Genomic DNA, 16,786 nt, shown 5'->3' with positions numbered 1-16,786 from the left:
CGCCCCTCTCGACACCCCCGGCGACCTGCGGTCGCCTATGAACTCAAGAAAAACGTAGCGGGAAAAGTTCAACGGAAAACAAGAAGAGTGGACCCGGCGGGATTTGAACCCGCGGCCTCTACGTTGCGAACGTAGCGATCTACCCCTGATCTACGAGCCCAAAGATAGGAGATCAGAGTATGATCTCGATATCTAATTTTTCTGCCAGTTCCTTATATCTGTTCCTGATCGTGACCTCGGTCACGCCCGCAACCTCGGCAACTTCGCGCTGGGTGCGCCGCTCTCCGCCGAGGATCGAGGAGATGTAAATGGCGGCAGCAGCGACGCCCGTTGGCCCTCTGCCGCTCGTAAGTTCGCGTTCTCCGGCCTGCCGGAGGATCTCGACCGCCCGGCTCTGGACCTCACCCTTCAGGTTCAGGCCCGAGCAGAAGCGCGGTACGTAATCGATCGGGGACGTCGGCAGGAGCTTCAATCCAAGCTCGCGCGAGATGAACCGGTAGGTGCGCCCGATCTCCTTCCTCGATACCCGGGAGACTTCGGCGATCTCATCGAGCGTCCGGGGCACGCTGCACTGCCGGCATGCCGCATACAGCGCGGCCGCCGCAACCCCTTCGATACTCCGGCCGCGGATCAGGTTCTTGTCCACAGCGTCACGGTAGACCACCGCCGCGGTCTCGCGCACGTTCCGGGGCAGGCCGAGCGCGGACGCCATCCGGTCCAGTTCCGAGAGCGCGAACGCCAGGTTCCGCTCGGTCGCGTTCGAGACCCGGATACGCCGCTGCCACTTCCGGAGCCGGTAGAGCTGGGCACGGTTCTTGCTCGAGATCGCACGACCGTAGGAGTCACGGTTCCTCCAGTCGATCATCGTCGAGAGACCCTTGTCGTGGATCGTGAAGGTCATCGGTGCGCCGACACGGGACCGCTTCATCCGCTGGTCATGGTCGAAGGCACGCCACTCGGGGCCGCGATCGATGAACTCCTCGTCAAGGACGAGACCGCAGTTCTGGCAGACGAGCTCGGCACGCTCGTAGTCGTGGACGAGCTGGCGGCTCCCGCACTCGGGGCAGACGGACTGGACGCTCTCCTCGGTGCGCTTCTTCTCCGTCTCCTTGACCTTCTGCTCCCCCCTCTTCTTCAGGGCCTCGCGCTGCAACTGCAGCTGCTTAAGTTTTTCTACTTCTGCCATCGAATTTACACCTATTTTGCAAAGATTTTCTCGCCAACCTGCACCGAACAGCCACTGTAGCAGAGGACTACGGCATAGGGAGATGATATATTCCCAAAGATATCAACTACCTTCCCTACGGGTTTTAACCGGCGATCCACAGCCTCACCGTAGAGGCGTGGCAACTGTGCAGCATCACATCGCAAGATTAACAAGCGATTACCACAAACACTTACAGAACGTCCGATTAACCGCAAACTGCAACCTCTAGGGGATACTATAGTTGGAAGTATTTAGTAACATATATATATTGACCCCTGGAGTATAAAATCGTTTTGCTAAATTATAAATACCCCATCTTCTTTCTGGAGAAGCCGTTTTATATCCGGGGAAAGAATCTCCCGGGATTCCGCCTCCGTCAGCCCTGCGCCGAGCGCAACAGTCCAACGCGCCTCCGTCGACATCAGATCGGACGGCACATGCGTATCGGAATCGACCGTGAGAGGACAACCGGCCTCCCGCGCCGTCCGCACCACATGGCCGTTGGTCCGGTTATGCCCCGCGCGGGAGGTGATCTCAAGTGCTATCCCATGCTCTGCGGCTGCGCGGGCATCCTCAATCGTTATGAGCCCGGGGTGGCCGAGGACGTCCACGTACTCGCACGTGCAGGCAGCGCGGTTCGTCCCCGGGGCGACGGGCTCCATCACCGTCTCGCCGTGGACCACGACGATATCGGCACCGCGCCGTTTTGCATCGCGCGCAAGCGCCGGGATCAGGGAGGGCGGGACGTGGGTGAGCTCCACCCCGACAAGCAGTTCAACGCCGTAATATCGCGCCGAATCCCGGACTTCGGCGACCGCCTCAACCAGGTGCGCGAGGTTCGAGGCATCCGCGTGGTCGGTGATGGCGAGGGTATCGTAGCCGAGCACGGCAGCCCGGCGCACGAGTTCGGTCGGGAGGAGTTCACCGTCGGAGAAGATGGTGTGGGTGTGCAGGTCATACATCCCGGTCACTTCCGGCCGGAAAGACCACCGGCAACCTTCCGGATCAGGTCTTCCTTGCTCCCTTCCCACTCCGCCACGATCCGGCCCTCGCGCTCGGCCCACCGGGCGGGATGGTGGTGCTCCTCTACCCGGTGCGGGACCTTCATCTTCCGCAGGACCGCCTCGATGGCGGCGATATCCGCGGACTTTGCGCCGAGATTCTTCGCGACGCGGCGTCCCTCACGCCGCTTTAACGCGGTGTTGAAGTAACAGGGGTACAGGATGCGTTCTGCGCTCATTGCCGTAGGGTTTGAGTGTTAACCTATAAACAGATCATGATCACATTACGTACCATGCACCATATCGACGTCCATGTGGAGAAGGACATTTACGACGTCAACAACCGCATAGCAGACGCCAACGCGGACCACCTCAAGGCTCATGGCATCCGGGCGTTCGACCTCCTCGGCGCTATCGGGTCCGGAAAGACCGCCCTGATCGAGCGGCTCGCACCAAGGATCAGGGAGCGGGGGCTTCGCGCCGGCGCCATCGCCGGGGACGTCTACGGCGACGACGACTTCCAGCGGATCGTCGCTGCAGGGGTTCCGGCCTACAATGCGAACACCGGGAAGGAATGCCACCTCGACGCCCACCTCGTCGAGCACGCCATCGAGCACCTGCCGCTCGACGAGATCGACGTTCTCTTCATCGAGAACGTCGGCAACATGGTCTGCCCGACCGACTTCCGGCTGGGCGCCGAGAAGCGGATCGTCATCGTCAGTTCCACCGAAGGAGACGACGTGGTGAACAAGCACCCGATGATGTTTCGCGGCAGCACCATCGGCGTCATTAACAAGATCGATCTCGCCGGGTTCGTCGGTGCCGACCTCGACAGGATGGAGCGGGATATGCACCGCTACAACCCGGAGATGCAGGTCTTTAAGACGAACATGAAGACCGGTGAGGGGCTCGAGGCACTGCTCGATGCGATCCTCGCGTGATCAGCAGGGTTAAATATCCCGGTCTCGAATAGTTATAGCACTTTAACGAGAGATTGCTATCCCCTGGGATATCGCGTCCTCTACAGAGTATATTACGGTGGTCACATGCAGTGGCAAGGAAGATCAGTACGGAAGCCGTCGGGTGGGCGCTACCACACCTCCCGGGGCAAGATGCGGTCGGAGATCGGAAGAGCTCCGGCAGAGACGCACATCGGTGAAGAACGTAAGAAAGTTGTCCGCTCCTACGGGGGCAACCTGAAGGTCCGGGCACTCCGGCTCGACTACGCGACGGTCGCAGACCCTGCGAAGGGCACGACCCAGAAAGTAAAGATCGAGACGGTCGAGGCGAACAGCGCGAACCCCAACTACGTCCGGCGGAACCTCCTGACCAAGGGCGCCATCATCAGGACCGAGATGGGCCGCGCGCGCATCGTCAGCAGACCCGGCCAGGACGGCGTCGTCAACGCTGTCCTGATCGCATAATACTCTTTTTTTCACGGCTTGAGGTAACACCAGCCTTCGGCCTGCCTGACAATCAGCTCCACGATCGCGGACGGGACGGTCCCGATGTACCCGGGAAAATCGCTGCGCGGGATGTTCCGGGAGTGGAGGGTATTCTCACAGACCACGAACCGGACACCGCTCTCCGCGAACTCTTCCAGGAGCGCCGTATGAGAGGTGCCGGTGCGGAGCCCCTCCACCCCGCCGGCATGGGTGACCACCTCGACCTCGACACCCTCAAGGTCGCCGATGAGGTTCTGTACATTCTCTCAGACAAGAGGCACCTTCTCGTGCTCGTCGAGACGACGACCTTCGGCGGCGTCATATCGCCATCACGCTCCCGCGAAGTTCTGCGCTCGCGGGGCCACGTGAGAGGTAACGTTCGAGCGCCTCGATTGCCCGGATATCAAGGTTCTCCCGGTTCTTCCCGTACTTCGCCGGCACGCCCTGCCCGGTGACAAACGCAGCCCGGTAGACGGCGTCCGGGTCGAGCCTCCGACCGCCCGCAAAGAACTCCTGGATCCGGAGACCGGGTGGGTTCTCAAGCTTGCAGTAGAGTTTGACCCCCATACACCGCTTCACGTACCCCCCCATCTGCTGGTAGGGATCGCGCGCAAAGGTCCGCTCCAGGTTCTCCTCCATCATCGCCCGGAGTTCCTGTCCCGTGACCTCGACCGTCGAGACCGGGGGATTGACCGGGATGATGTTCCAGAGATCGTTTGCCGTCACCGGGCCCGGCGGCACCGGGGCACCGTAACGCCAGCCGTTCGAGAAGGCCATCTGGGTGCCCGTGGCGTCACAGATCGCCTGCAGGAGGAGGTTGTCCATCGTGGCTTCAAGGACCGAATTCCGGTTGAGGGCGGTCCGGGTCTCCCCGACGACCCGCGAGAGACGCTCGCGGTGCGGGTCCACGGCTCCCGCGACCAGGTCGACGACTTCCGGATCAGGCCGGATCTCCTCCCCGACGATGATCAGTTCGTGGGAGTAACGCTTCACCCGCCGGTTCTCGACCGTCAGATCGAGCCGGCCGAGGAAAGAGCCGTGGCAGCCGGACTGGATGAGGATCGTGTCGTTGACGACCGCGGGCTCGAAGAGGCGGTTGTGGGTGTGCCCGGAGAGGAGGACGTCAATCCCGTCCACTTCCCCGGCAAGTTTCACCTCCTGCGGGAAACCGAGGTGAGAGACCACCACGACGAGGTCCACCCCTTCCTCGTCGCGAAGATGAGCGATCTGCCCCGGGAGTTCCTCATTCCCCAGGGTGAAGTGGATTCCTTTCGAGAAGGACTCCGGCATCACCTTGTCGACGATGGTGGCGGCGATCCCGATGACGCCCACCGCGAGGCCATCGGTCTCGCAGACCGTATACGGCGGGAAGACGAGGTCGCCGGTCGCATCGTCGTAGCAGTTGACGGCGAGCATCGGGTAGTCGAGGGCGCGGGTAATCCTCCTGAACTGCTCCGGGCCGTAGGCGAACTCCCAGTGGGCGGTCATGGCATCGAGGCGGAGGGCGTTCAGCACCGGGACGAGCGCCTCGCCCTTCGACCGAACGGCAGGGTAGGTCCCGTGAATGGTGTCGCCGCAGTCAAACGCGAACACCTGCTCCCGCCGCGCATCGCGGATCTCCTCGAAGAGTGCGGCTATCCGGGCATAGCCGCCCGCCATCCGGTACTCCGGCAGGCCCGCGGCATAGAAGAGTTCCGGGTGCAGATCCAGATACCCGTGTGAGTCGTTCATCTGCAGGAGGGTAAGGTGGTCCGTCATACGGATGCAGGGGGCGGGAGTATGCCAAAAACCTTTGTGCCGCGACGGGATCATATCCTTTTTACGTTCCGCAGACCTCAGTTCTAGTGATGCGCAGGATATATCATCGCTTTCCCCAGTCCATCGACCTCGATTTCGAGCTCGTCCGGCCGTTCCAGGACGTCCTCGCCTGTATAGCCCGGATGCACGACACTCATACGACCGTGCGGGGAGTTGACGGTCTCGTCAAGGAACGGATCCTCTTCCAGGTCGCGGACGGGCGGACGCAGTTCCTGGACCTCGACGCCCTCAAACCGTTCTCCGAGAAGGTCAGCGAGACGGCAGACTTCCGGGTCGATCTGCAGAGAACGCTTCTTACGCCTGAAAAAAGGCTGCCGGTCTCGGAGAATGTCTTTTTCCTCCGTATCGTCGACAGGGGTCCGGTGACGGAATGTTACGTGGCCAAGGACGGCCGCCTCGGCGACCTGGATGCGATGGACCTGCGACGACTTCTCAAGGGTGCCTGCGAGTGAGCGTCAGGATTGCGGTTGCTGCACCGTTCAAGCACATGCGCAAAGAGCGGCTTCAGCGAAGCGAGTTCGTCTTCTATATCGCCATCGACCGGAAGTGGATGAACAAGGAGCAGGCGAACCAGCTCCTGGAGCGGGCGACGGCGGAGGGGCTCGTCGAGGTGGACGGGGGGACCATCCGGCCGCTCTTCGATGTCGCGGAGGTCTCGATACCGCTCGGGTTCAAGCCCACCTCCGAGGTTCTCGCTGCCGAGAGCCCCTACGAGGACCTGATCGGGCGGGTCGCCGCCACGACGGGAAAGCCGCCGCAGGAGGTCTTCGCGGAGCTCCACCGGGTCGTGGCCGACCACTTCGACGGCAACCTCCGGGCGGAGGCGGCGGCGGTCATCCTCGCGAAGAAGTATGGGGTGGCATTCGAGGACAAACTGCCCGCCCTGGAGAAGTCGGTTGCAAAGTTGAGGTAGGTGCCGGACGGATGGCGTCCGGGCTCCTGGCGCCATCCGCGCCCCCACTACGGGGCGATGTACCGGTTGCCCGCGGTTATTCGCAAGGAGCGGGGAAAGGATTCGCGCACCGTGGGTACGGGATGCGGCAACCCGGGAGAGAGCCTCCACTCCGGGGACAGAACAATTCTAAAAAAAGAGGCGCTGATTATTCAGCCGCCGCCTCGGGCTGGCTGAAGTATTCGGCTAATGGTTTTGCGCCGCTCTGCTTTACGGCGGCATTGATCTGGACGAAGTCGGTGCTGATCTCGTTTCCACGCACCGACTTCCTGCGGCGCTCCCCGTCCATAACCGGGTGGAACCCGACACCCTTGGAGAGGAGGAGTCTTCTCCGTGCCGGCCCGGGAAGGTCGCGGCGCGCGGGAATGCCGGTCTTGTCTGTGCCGCCGGTGATCTGGATCATGTAGCCTGCAAGGCCGAAGATGCCCCCGTCGATCTCGTCACCGATGCGCTTGCCGATGAGTGCTCCTGCTGCGGGGCCGGTCGCATCGATCTTGTATGCATGCCCGGTCTCCGGGTCTGATAGGATAATTTTGAAATCTGCCATTGTTTTCGACTCCTTCGAAAGTACCTATACAATTTGAGAATATGATATTAATATTCTACCTTCACGAGGTTGATCGGAGATCCCGGCCGGGGGAGGGGGGCCGCATGGGGGCGGAGCGGTTCACTTCCCCCAGAAGGGATCTTCCCGGCGCCTGAGGATGGTGAACTCTTCGAGTGTCTCCCGCAGGCTCGAGCTTAAGTGGTCGAGCATCTCCCGCTCGATGATCTTGACGTGCCGCTCGGGTATGTCCACGTAGAGGTCGTCATCGACGTTGATCTGGCGGCCGACGGTAGGGCCCTCGATCGAGATCGCGACCTCTTTGCCCGCCTCCGCTTCCTGGACCGTCTCGTTCTTCGCCTGGATCTGCTTGATGCGGCCCACTTTTTTGCCGTTCGGGAGGGCCAGGTCGACACCGCTCTGGAGTTTCCCGCCAAGGACCCGGACGCCGACCACCGCGGGGTTGCTCTGCCGGAAGACGCAGTTCGGGAGGATCCGGATCTTGGCGGGCATCACCAGTTTCTCGAACTGCTGCCGCTCGAGTTCCTGCTTCTTTTCCTCGCGCCACTCGATGTAGTCGTCGATGAGCTGGTAGATGACCCCGCCCTCGAATACGTGGACATGGGACATCAAGGCGTCCTCCAGGGTGTCGACCGCGTCCGGCAGGACCGGGGTGTTGAAGGCGATGATCGCACTGTAGAGAGGGTCTTTGATCGTTCCCGCCTCGATGACGTCGTGGCGGGTGACCGGCCCGACGGTGGCCCGCATCACCTGGATCTGGTGGCTTTCGAGTTCTTTTGAGAGCGCTTCGAGAGCGCCGATGGTATCCGCCCGGATGATGACCCCGACATCGGCGAGGTTCACCTGGATGTCCTGGACCTCGTGCCGGACCATCTCGATCATCTCGTCCCGATTGGCCCCCCGGATGGCCCGGAGGGGGGAACCCGCGATGACGCCGTCGAGTTTCGGGGCGGCGACCTTGATCCCGGCGGCGGCGGTGATCGACTTGACCCGCTCGAACCGCTCCTCGATCAGGATCTCCTTCATCGGCCGGGGCTGTAGGAGGGAACGCACCTTCGTCTCGATGATCTGGTCGTTGCCCGCGACGACGATCTCGTCCCCGACCTTGAGAGTGCCGTCGTAGAGGATGACGTCGAGCGTCATCCCGAGTCCCCGCTCCTCTTTCACCTCAAGGACGGTGCCGGCACCGGGGCCGTCGGCGCTGACCCTGAGGCTCTCGGTCATGTAACGCTGGGCAAGCCCGATCAGTACCATAAGGATGTCGGGGATGCCTTCGCCGGTGAGAGCGCTTGTGGGGACGATGCAGATGTTCCGTGCAAAGTCCGAGACCCGGTCGAACCGTTCGGAGTTGAACCCGAGATCGGAGAGTTTCCCGACGAGTTCGTAGACCTTCGTCTCGAGTGTGCCCTGGACACGCTCGTTCTGCTGCGCAAACGTCTTCATGAACGGCTGGCCCCCCTGGACACGCCAGCCGTGGATGCGGTCGACTTTGTTCGCCGCGATGACGAACGGTGTCTTGTAGTTGCGCAGGATCTGGAGGGCTTCGATCGTCTGAGGACGGAAGCCCTCGTTGATGTCCACGACGACGATCGCCATGTCGGCGAGCGCCCCGCCGCGCGCACGGAGGGTGGTGAAGGCATGGTGCCCGGGGGTGTCGATGAAGAGGAGGCCGGGGACGTTGACGCTGACCTTGCTTAAGGCTCCGCCCATGCGGGTGATCGCATCGATGGGGACGAGCGTGGCGCCGATGTGCTGCGTGATCGCGCCCTCTTCGGTCGATACCACGGACGAGCCCCGGATCCTGTCCAGGAGCGACGTCTTGCCGTGGTCTACGTGGCCCATCACGCAGACAATGGGGGTCCTGATCGTTGGTTGCTTTGCCATAATAATCACCTTCCGGTATATGAAGTCTGGACGAATAAACCCAAAAAAACAGGAATATTGGCCATTTTTTCCTAATCACGCCAGAGTCTGGGCGATTCCCCTACCCCCGGGGCTTCGCTCGGCGCCCGGAACACTGGTACGTTATAGAACATGGAGTCTATTAATAATTCACCTCATCGCTCGAAGATCTTCAGTCTTCTCATGCTCCGAACGTTCGCACCCAAGGGTGCTCAAACTCCGGTTCAAACAAACCGTCGCACTTCGCACCCAGGGGTGCTCAAACTCCTGCCCCGAAGCCTGATGGCTTCTCAAGCTCCGGACGTTCGGTCCATCGCACCCTGCGACCGGTCGTGTGTCCGTGACCCCCGGAACAGCGTGTGATGCAGGCACAGTGAAGAGATACCTTAATCAAATCCGACTACCAACTATAATGAGTACCTTGCCAGGGTGGGGTAGTCGGTCATCCTAAGGGACTGTGGATCCCTCGACCCGGGTTCGAATCTCGGCCCTGGCCTTATTATTTCTGTTCTGATTCTCTTCCCGGATAGTTCAATAGCCTCTTTCTGACCTCACCTGCACGGGAGAAGCGTTCACGGCACCAACCCGGGGATCGTAGTCGTTCCGACTCGTCAAACTCACCCATAAGACTTATGCGATCCGCTTTCCTGCTGCCTCAAGCCGGGGAGTCTGGTCGTAGATCTCCTCGACCGTGAGGACGACCGCTGCCATCCCCTCTGTGCGAGTCGCGAACTCCTCAGGGTGTCCGGCCCAGACCTTCCTGTCAAGCGCCGCCGTCACCTCGTCGTCCCTGTGGATCACCACCCTCCCCTTCACCTGGTACGCGGTGAACGGCGGGGTCCGTTCCCAGACACAGAGCGCGACCGGGTGCCGCATGAGGTTCTCGTAGGTCTGCATGAAATAGAGCTCGCCCCAGACGATGGTCTCGGGATCCCTGACCATGACCGACTTCGCCGCGACATTGGGCATCCCGTCGGCCCCGGTGGTCGCGACGGGGACCGAATGCCAGTCTTTGAGGAGCGCAACGAGGGTATCGGGCATCACTACCATGGAGCATCACACCGGAAACGGCTGCGCCATAACACTCTCAGGACCATAAGCAGTCCCGGGGCTGTTCCCCGGACATGCTCATAGGTGTTCCGGTGCAGCACTTCGCCGGCGTTCCGGGGTCAGGCCACCGGGCCTCCCTTCGCAATCCTGCCCCAGGAGGAGCATCGACACCGAGCACGGCGAACGGCATCATGCTCATCTCCCCCGGCAGGCAGCCGCCGGCGGAGGCTGTGCCCCCCTCTTTTTCTCCGCCCGGGGACCCCACAACGATCACCGGCAGGAAGACTTATGCATACCCATGACCGCTCACCCCGGTCAGGGAGGCTGACACCACATGGCAGACGAAGACCATACCGTCGTCCCCCCGGCTCCCCGCGGACGGGAGATCCTCGGATGGATGGGGCCGGCGATCATATGGATGATCTCGGCCATCGCGACCGGCGAACTCCTCTTCACCCCCCGGATAGCCTCGCTCTACGGCTACTCCGTCCTCTGGACGCTCATCCTTGCGATATTCTTAAAGACCGTGCTCTCCATCGAGATCGGGCGCTACGCGGTCGTGACGGGGGGATCGCTCCTCCAGGGGATCAGGAACCTCCCCGGACCGGCGAACTGGGGGATCTGGCTCATCGTGCTCCCCCAGTTCCTCGTTGCGGTCACCACCATCACCGGGATGGCGGGGGCGGCCGGTTCGGCCGTCATTCTCGCCCTTCCGGGGAGCTTCACGCTCTGGGCGGCCATCGTCCTCTTAGTCTCGCTCGCCCTCGTCTTCTTCGGCAGGTACCGGGGCGTGGAACTGACGTCGATCGTCATGGCGCTCGCGATCATCGTCGCCCTGGTAACGACCGCGGGCTTCGTCTTCCCCGGCATCGCCCCGCTCGCTGCCGGCCTCGTCCCGGCCCTCCCCGAAGACGTCGTCTACGCCGAACTCCTCCCCTGGCTCGGGTTCGTGATGTCCGGGGCCGCGGGCCTCATATGGTACTCCTACTGGCTCACGGCCCGGGGCTACGGCGCCGCCTACTACACCGTGCACCGGCGAGGCGGGGAGGAGAGGGTCATCGAGGAGGAAGGGCTGCCGGAGATCGCACACCTCTCCCGGAGCGAGAAGGAGCATATGCAGGACTGGCTCAGGCTGATGACCGTATCCACGGTCATCGCGGCCGGCATCGTCCTCCTCCTGCTCGTCGCCCTCCTCATCCTGGGTGCGGAGCTCCTCCGGCCGCAGGGCCTCCTCCCCGAGGGCCCGGAAGTGACCGCGGTCCTCTCGGTCCTCCTCGGCGACGTCTGGGGAGCGCCGGGAACCTGGCTGATGATCCTGGCCGCGTTCTTCGCCTTCTGGAGCACCCTCGTCGCCAACCTCGACGGCTGGACCCGGATGCTTGGCCAGGGCTCGATCTTCATCGCCCGCCAGGCAAGAGCGACGGGGCGGTGGGTCTCGATGCGGTTCTACCGCTACGTCTACCTGCTCGGTCTGATGGGCGTCGTGCCGTTCATCTTCATCCTCGTCCAGCTCGAACCGGTGACCGCCCTCGCCATCGCGGGGATCGTCGAGGCGATCCAGATCCCGGTCGTCGCCTTCATGACGGTCTACCTGAACCGGCGAACGCTCCCGGTCGAGTTCCGGCCGTCCCTCCCCATCGTGATCCTGACGATCGCCGTCGGGATCTTCTTTGCGGCGTTCTCGGTATACTACATCGCAACCGAGTTCCTCGCCTGAACCCCGAACACGGCCGGGCACCCCCTTTTTATACCCGGGTGCGCAGTCTACGGCCGACAGGAGGCGCACATGAGACAGAACGTGACGATCGGATACCACGCATCCCACGAGCAGTTCCCCCCGGGCATGCTTCTTTCTCTCGCACAGAAGGCAGAAGACGCCGGGTTTCGGGCGCTCCTCTCTTCGGACCACTTCAACCCCTGGACCCCTGCCCAGGGAGAGAGCGGGTTCGCGTGGTCGTGGCTCGGCGCCGCTCTCCAGGCGACCTCGCTTCCGGCCGGGGTCGTCTGTGCGCCGGGTTACCGCTACCACCCGGCGATCATCGCCCAGGCGGCGGCGACGCTCGCCGAGATGTTTCGCGGCCGGTTCTGGATCGCCGTCGGGAGCGGCCAGGCCCTCAACGAGAGCATCACCGGAGAGGTCTGGCCGGAGAAAGGGGCGAGGAACGCCCGGCTCCTCGCGGCCGCCACCCTCATGCGGCGGCTCTGGGCGGGGGAGACGGTCACCGCCGATACCCCGGCCCGCACCGTCAACGCCCGCCTCCACACCCGGCCGGCAGAGCCGCCGCTCCTCGTCGGCGCCGCCCTGACGCCCGCGACCGCGGCATGGGTCGGCGGGTGGGCAGACGGCCTCATCACCGTCGCGATGCCGGAAGACGAACTTGCGGAGGTCGTCAACGCGTTCCGGCGCGGCGGCGGGGAGGGGAAACCGATGCACCTCAAGGTGGACCTCTCCTACGCGCGAGACGACGGGGAGGCCCGGAACGGCGCGTGGGACCAGTGGCGGGCGAACGTCTTCCCGGCGACGGTGCTCGAGACCCTCCGGACGCCGGAGCAGTTTGCGGCTATCGGGGAGTTTGCCGATCCGGCAAAGGTCTTTGAGAAGATCCGCGTCTCCGCGGACCTGGAGAAGCACATCCGGTGGCTCAGGACCGATATCGATCTCGGCTTTACGCATCTCTACCTCCACAACGTGAACCGGAGCCAGGTTGAGTTCATCGAGGACTTCGGGCGCGAGGTTCTCCCCGCGCTCTCCGGGTGACCGCATGGGAGACTACAAACCCATCGGCGACTACGCCGTCATCGGCAACCTCAGGACAGCGGCGCTCGTCGGGACCGACGGCTCGATCGACTGGTGCTGTTACCCCTACCTCGACCGGACAAGCGTCTTTGCCGCCCTGCTCGACGCCCGGCGGGGCGGCAGGTTCAGGGTATCGGTCCCGGGGACCGGGAGCGGGCGGCAGCGGTATGCCGGGGAGACCAACATCCTCAGGACGGAGTTCTCCGGTGAAACGGGGAAGCTCGTCGTGACCGACCTGATGCCGCTCTTCGGGGATATCGAGGGGCGGGCAGGTTCGTTCGCCCCGCCCGAACTCTACCGCATCCTTGAGTGCGCCGGCGGAAGCGTGGAGGCGGCGGTGGAGTGGTCGCCCCGGTTCGACTATGCCCGGGGGACGACCGGCATCTCGCGGATCCCCGGCGGCTGGTTTGCAACCGACGGGAGAGACGACATGACGCTCTTCGGTATCGAGGAGGCCGGGAAGGTCGAGGAGGGAGAGGGCGGACACACCCTCCGGGCGGAGATCCCAATGCGGGAAGGCGACCGGCGCGTCCTGATAGCCCGGTGGGGGACCGAAGACCTGACCTACCGGCCCGACGATGCGGGGTCGGTCGAGGAACAGACCGCGGAGGTCTGGCGGACCTGGGCCTACGGGAGCGGGGCCGGCCGCGCGAGGGAGTGGGCGGGCGACCTCCTCCCGCTCCTCGTCAGGTCCGAACTTGCCCTCAAACTGCTGACGAACGCCGCGACGGGTGCGATCGCCGCCGCACCGACGACATCGCTCCCGGAGGATATCGGGGGCGTGCGGAACTGGGACTACCGCTTTGCCTGGATCCGCGACTCGGCCATGACGGCCCAGGCGCTCATCGCCCTCGGCCACGGGGCGGAGGCGATCGAACTTCTCTCCTGGATGGAGCGGGTCTCGGAGATGCAGGCCGGCGAAGGCCGCGGGCTCCGGCTCATGTACAGCATCCACGGGTGGACCGACCTCGACGAAGAGGATCTCCTCCACCTTGAGGGCTACCGGGGCTCGCGCCCGGTCAGGATCGGGAACGGCGCCGCCGTCCAGCTGCAACTTGAGATCTACGGCGAGCTCCTCAACACCGCCTACGAGCTCGCCCGCCGGGGGCACAAACTCCCGGAGAAAGAGATGGCGTTTCTCTCCAGGGTCGCCGACGAGGCGTGTTCCCTCTGGAAAGAGCCCGATTACGGGATCTGGGAGATCCGCAGCGAGCCGCGCCACTACGTCTACTCGAAGGTGATGCTCTGGGTTGCCCTCGACCGGGCGGTCCACCTCACCGACCGGTACGGCCTCCGGGGAGACCGGGATCGGTGGGCCCGCAACGCCGCCGCGATCCGGCGGCAGGTCCTCGAACAGGGTTACGATGCGGAGGTGGGCGCGTTCGTCCAGTCCTACGGCTCAAAGGACCTCGATGCTGCGAACCTCCGCATCCCGCTGCTGGAGTTCCTCCCGTTCGATGACGACCGGGTAGAGGGGACGATTGATGCGACGATCGAGGGGCTGACGGAGAACGGTCTCGTCTACCGTTACCGGGCTGACGACGGCCTCCCCGGCAGGGAAGGGGCGTTTGGGCTCTGCACCTTCTGGCTCATCGACTGCCTCGCCCTCTCCGGCCGCATCGATGAGGCCCGGTCGCTCTTTAGCCGGATGGTCGACCGCGCAAACCACGTGGGGCTCTACCCGGAGCAGTTCGACCCGGCGACGGGAGCGTTCCTGGGGAACTTCCCCCAGGCGTTCACCCACATCGGCCTTATCAACAGCGCCCTCTACATAGCCTATGCCGAAGGGAAGCCGATCCCGGGCCACGCCCCCATCGGGACGCCGGAGCACCGTGCGGAGCTCGAAGGGGGCCGTGTTGTGATGATGCCGGTCTGAAGGGCGAGGCTTCGAAAAACGTCAGGCATAACTATCCCCGGTGCCATATCGCACTCCATGAACAGAGAGAGTATCGGCATACTGCTCCTGGCTTCCCTCGTCGTGCTCGGCAGCATCGCTGCCGGGTGCATCGATGCGCAGGGAACAACGTCTGCGGACTCCGCCCCACCGGAGGGGCAGGAGCCGCCGGACGACAACGGCAGCGTAGCGAAGGGGAACAACCGGTTCGCGTTCGACCTCTACCGGCACCTCGCGGGCTCGCCCGATTCGTCCGGCAAGAACATCTTCTTCTCGCCTTACAGCATATCATCGGCCCTGGCGATCACCTATGAGGGCGCCCGCGGCACGACCGCCGACGAGATCCGGTCGGTCCTCCACTTCCCGGCGAACAGGACCCTCATGCGGGAAGGATTTGCCGCGACCGACGCCCGCCTCAACCGCGGGAGCGACAACTACACGCTCCGGACCGCAAACGCCCTCTGGGCGGAGGAGACTTATCAGTTCCTCCCGGAGTACGTTGACGCGGCCGCTCAGTGGTACGGGGCGAACGTAACGAACCTCGACTTCAGGAACAACCCCGACGGATCGCGTGCGACCATCAACCGGTGGGTGGAGGAACAGACCGAAGAGAAGATCCGCGACCTCCTCCCGGCGGGCTCGATCGATGCGCTGACCCGGCTCGTGATCACGAACGCCATCTACTTCAAGGGGACCTGGGCCGAGCAGTTCGACCCGAATGAAACGACGGATGAGGAGTTCAGGGTCGGGCCGAACGAGACCGTGCAGGTCCGGATGATGCAGCGGACGGACGAGGACGCGGTCTACCGGTATACAGAGACTGAGACCCTCCAGGCGCTCGAACTCCCGTATACCCACGGCGACGGGACCGGGCTCTCGATGCTCGTCCTCCTCCCGAAAGGCGACAACCTGATGGCCGTCGAGGAGAGGCTCGATGCCGATATGGTTGCAGAACTCCGGAATTCGCTGGATTCGCAGAGGGTCAAAGTCTACTTCCCGAAGTTCACGCTTGAAACTGAGTACAATCTGCCCCCGGCGCTTGCGGCGATGGGGATGCCGACGGCCTTCACCGGTGACGCCGACCTCTCCGGGATGGACGGGACGCGGGATCTCTTCGTCAGCGATGTCGTCCATAAGGCCTTCGTCGACGTGAACGAGGAGGGGACCGAGGCAGCGGCGGCGACCGGGGTCGTCGTGAACCTGGTGAGTATGCCGCTCGAAGATACCACCCCTGTCTTCCAGGCGGACCACCCGTTCGTCTTCATGATCGTCGAGGAGGACTCCGGCACGATCCTCTTCGCAGGGAGGGTCGCAAACCCGGAGAACTCGTGAGGGGCGGGACCGATATCCCCTCACACCTCCTCGAGCCGCTCGACGATCGTCTTCTGCAGATACCCGATGATCGGCATGTCCGACCCGATCACCGCATACCGCCCGGACCCCGCAGTGGCGATGGCGAAAAAATCCCGGCCGTCGACCAGGATCGCGCACTCATCCCTCCTGAGACCCTCCATCACCGACTCGTTCACCGGCCGGGTGTTCAGGAGCTCCATCACGGTCCCCCTGGCCTCGTAGATCGGGAGGTTGATATCGGCACATTCCTCCCTCTTCCGCACGACCACGTAGAGGTCGATCTTCCGCTCCAGCGGCTTGATGATGGTGTAATACCTCCGGAGGAACTCAGGGTTGTAGCAGAGGACCACCATGCTCCTCTTCACCCGCCGGAAGAGCGCGGAGATATGGTTCTCGATGGCCCACCCGCTCCGGAGGATGAAGAACGAGTCCGGGGAAAGGCGCGGTTTGACCGAGAGGTTCTTCAATGCCTCGCGCGTCTCTTCAAGAGAACGGATGTAATCGTCTTTGAGCCGGTCAAAGACCACATCGATGTCGAGCACGTAGTAGGACGCCGGAGAGCCTTCTTCCACACCGATGAACCCCCGCCGGGCCAGATCGTTTAGTATATCGTAGATCCGGCCCCGGGGAACCCTGCTCATCTCGTGGATGTCCCGTGCGGTCGCCTTCTGCAGCCCGACAAGCGTTGAGTAGACGCTCGCCTCGTACTCGTTCATCCCGAGGGCACGGAGCCCGTCGATGATCGCATTCGCCATTGCAACTCTTTTAAGTTGCAACAGACATATAGGTTGCTGGGGAAGAG

General features: G+C 63.3%; 17 protein-coding genes and 2 tRNA genes. 9 read left to right on the top strand and 10 right to left on the bottom strand.

What is annotated here, in order from left to right; translation table 11 throughout:
* Positions 1-88: 88 nt before the first annotated feature.
* The 4 genes from PLN84_RS04305 to PLN84_RS04290 form a co-directional block, all read right to left on the bottom strand.
* Positions 89-160 (bottom strand) — tRNA-Ala (locus PLN84_RS04305).
* Between the two features lie 12 nt (positions 161-172).
* Positions 173-1,186 carry a transcription initiation factor IIB gene (locus PLN84_RS04300; RefSeq protein ID WP_011843316.1) on the bottom strand — a complete coding sequence of 338 codons (1,014 nt, stop codon included), beginning with the start codon at positions 1,184-1,186 and terminating at the stop codon, positions 173-175.
* A 317-nt stretch (positions 1,187-1,503) separates the two neighbouring features.
* Positions 1,504-2,169: a histidinol phosphate phosphatase domain-containing protein gene (locus tag PLN84_RS04295; protein ID WP_292382600.1), complete on the bottom strand. Its 666-nt coding sequence runs from the start codon at positions 2,167-2,169 to the stop codon at positions 1,504-1,506.
* Positions 2,170-2,174: 5 nt separating this feature from the next.
* Positions 2,175-2,447 (bottom strand): signal recognition particle subunit SRP19/SEC65 family protein, encoded by a 273-nt coding sequence (locus tag PLN84_RS04290; protein ID WP_292382601.1) that lies wholly within the window; start codon positions 2,445-2,447, stop codon positions 2,175-2,177.
* 54 nt (positions 2,448-2,501) lie between these two features.
* Here PLN84_RS04290 and hypB point away from each other — a divergent pair, with 54 nt between their 5' ends.
* Complete coding sequence (gene hypB, locus PLN84_RS04285; protein ID WP_292382764.1) at positions 2,502-3,149, top strand: hydrogenase nickel incorporation protein HypB; 648 nt, start codon at positions 2,502-2,504, stop codon at positions 3,147-3,149.
* A gap of 105 nt (positions 3,150-3,254) precedes the next feature.
* The gene (locus tag PLN84_RS04280; RefSeq protein WP_292382602.1) at positions 3,255-3,632 is read left to right on the top strand and encodes a 30S ribosomal protein S8e; all 378 of its coding nucleotides are present in this window, start codon (positions 3,255-3,257) and stop codon (positions 3,630-3,632) included.
* Positions 3,633-3,643: 11 nt separating this feature from the next.
* On the opposite strand, the gene PLN84_RS04275 is transcribed toward PLN84_RS04280, so the two are convergent.
* Together PLN84_RS04275 and PLN84_RS04270 are read right to left on the bottom strand one after the other, a co-directional pair.
* Positions 3,644-3,901 (bottom strand): DsrE family protein, encoded by a 258-nt coding sequence (locus PLN84_RS04275; RefSeq protein WP_292382766.1) that lies wholly within the window; start codon positions 3,899-3,901, stop codon positions 3,644-3,646.
* Between the two features lie 70 nt (positions 3,902-3,971).
* Positions 3,972-5,411 carry a bifunctional metallophosphatase/5'-nucleotidase gene (locus PLN84_RS04270; RefSeq protein ID WP_292382604.1) on the bottom strand — a complete coding sequence of 480 codons (1,440 nt, stop codon included), beginning with the start codon at positions 5,409-5,411 and terminating at the stop codon, positions 3,972-3,974.
* A gap of 89 nt (positions 5,412-5,500) precedes the next feature.
* On the opposite strand from PLN84_RS04270, the gene PLN84_RS04265 reads away from it, so the two are divergent.
* Positions 5,501-5,923 (top strand): hypothetical protein, encoded by a 423-nt coding sequence (locus PLN84_RS04265; RefSeq protein ID WP_292382606.1) that lies wholly within the window; start codon positions 5,501-5,503, stop codon positions 5,921-5,923.
* The gene (locus PLN84_RS04260; RefSeq protein WP_292382608.1) at positions 5,920-6,384 is read left to right on the top strand and encodes a DUF2240 family protein; all 465 of its coding nucleotides are present in this window, start codon (positions 5,920-5,922) and stop codon (positions 6,382-6,384) included. The genes PLN84_RS04265 and PLN84_RS04260 overlap by 4 nt, the downstream gene beginning before the upstream one ends.
* Positions 6,385-6,571: 187 nt before the next feature.
* On the opposite strand, the gene PLN84_RS04255 is transcribed toward PLN84_RS04260, so the two are convergent.
* Entirely contained in the window at positions 6,572-6,970 is a 399-nt protein-coding gene (locus PLN84_RS04255) for a 30S ribosomal protein S6e (protein ID WP_292382610.1), read from the bottom strand.
* Positions 6,971-7,090: 120 nt separating this feature from the next.
* A complete protein-coding gene (gene infB, locus PLN84_RS04250) occupies positions 7,091-8,872 on the bottom strand; it encodes a translation initiation factor IF-2 (protein WP_292382612.1) in 1,782 nt (593 codons plus the stop codon).
* A gap of 441 nt (positions 8,873-9,313) precedes the next feature.
* Here infB and PLN84_RS04245 point away from each other — a divergent pair.
* Positions 9,314-9,386: transfer RNA gene (locus PLN84_RS04245), tRNA-His, on the top strand.
* A gap of 134 nt (positions 9,387-9,520) precedes the next feature.
* On the opposite strand, the gene PLN84_RS04240 is transcribed toward PLN84_RS04245, so the two are convergent.
* Positions 9,521-9,940 (bottom strand): pyridoxamine 5'-phosphate oxidase family protein, encoded by a 420-nt coding sequence (locus tag PLN84_RS04240; protein WP_292382614.1) that lies wholly within the window; start codon positions 9,938-9,940, stop codon positions 9,521-9,523.
* Between the two features lie 334 nt (positions 9,941-10,274).
* Here PLN84_RS04240 and PLN84_RS04235 point away from each other — a divergent pair, with 334 nt between their 5' ends.
* From PLN84_RS04235 to PLN84_RS04220, 4 genes are all read left to right on the top strand, one after another.
* Entirely contained in the window at positions 10,275-11,657 is a 1,383-nt protein-coding gene (locus tag PLN84_RS04235) for an Nramp family divalent metal transporter (protein ID WP_292382615.1), read from the top strand.
* A gap of 69 nt (positions 11,658-11,726) precedes the next feature.
* Complete coding sequence (locus tag PLN84_RS04230; RefSeq protein WP_292382616.1) at positions 11,727-12,698, top strand: TIGR03885 family FMN-dependent LLM class oxidoreductase; 972 nt, start codon at positions 11,727-11,729, stop codon at positions 12,696-12,698.
* A 4-nt stretch (positions 12,699-12,702) separates the two neighbouring features.
* A complete protein-coding gene (locus PLN84_RS04225) occupies positions 12,703-14,613 on the top strand; it encodes a glycoside hydrolase family 15 protein (protein WP_292558740.1) in 1,911 nt (636 codons plus the stop codon).
* A gap of 57 nt (positions 14,614-14,670) precedes the next feature.
* On the top strand, positions 14,671-15,963 hold the full coding sequence (locus PLN84_RS04220; RefSeq protein WP_292558739.1) for a serpin family protein: 1,293 nt from the start codon (positions 14,671-14,673) through the stop codon (positions 15,961-15,963).
* 20 nt (positions 15,964-15,983) lie between these two features.
* On the opposite strand, the gene PLN84_RS04215 is transcribed toward PLN84_RS04220, so the two are convergent.
* The gene (locus PLN84_RS04215) at positions 15,984-16,739 is read right to left on the bottom strand and encodes a helix-turn-helix domain-containing protein (protein WP_348531929.1); all 756 of its coding nucleotides are present in this window, start codon (positions 16,737-16,739) and stop codon (positions 15,984-15,986) included.
* Between the last annotated feature and the right edge of the window lie 47 nt (positions 16,740-16,786).

Origin of the sequence: Methanoculleus sp. (assembly GCF_035363275.1) — an archaeon.
Taxonomy (GTDB): domain Archaea; phylum Halobacteriota; class Methanomicrobia; order Methanomicrobiales; family Methanoculleaceae; genus Methanoculleus.
Note: the sequence above shows the minus strand (reverse complement) of the source record. Positions and strands in the feature narration are given on the sequence as shown.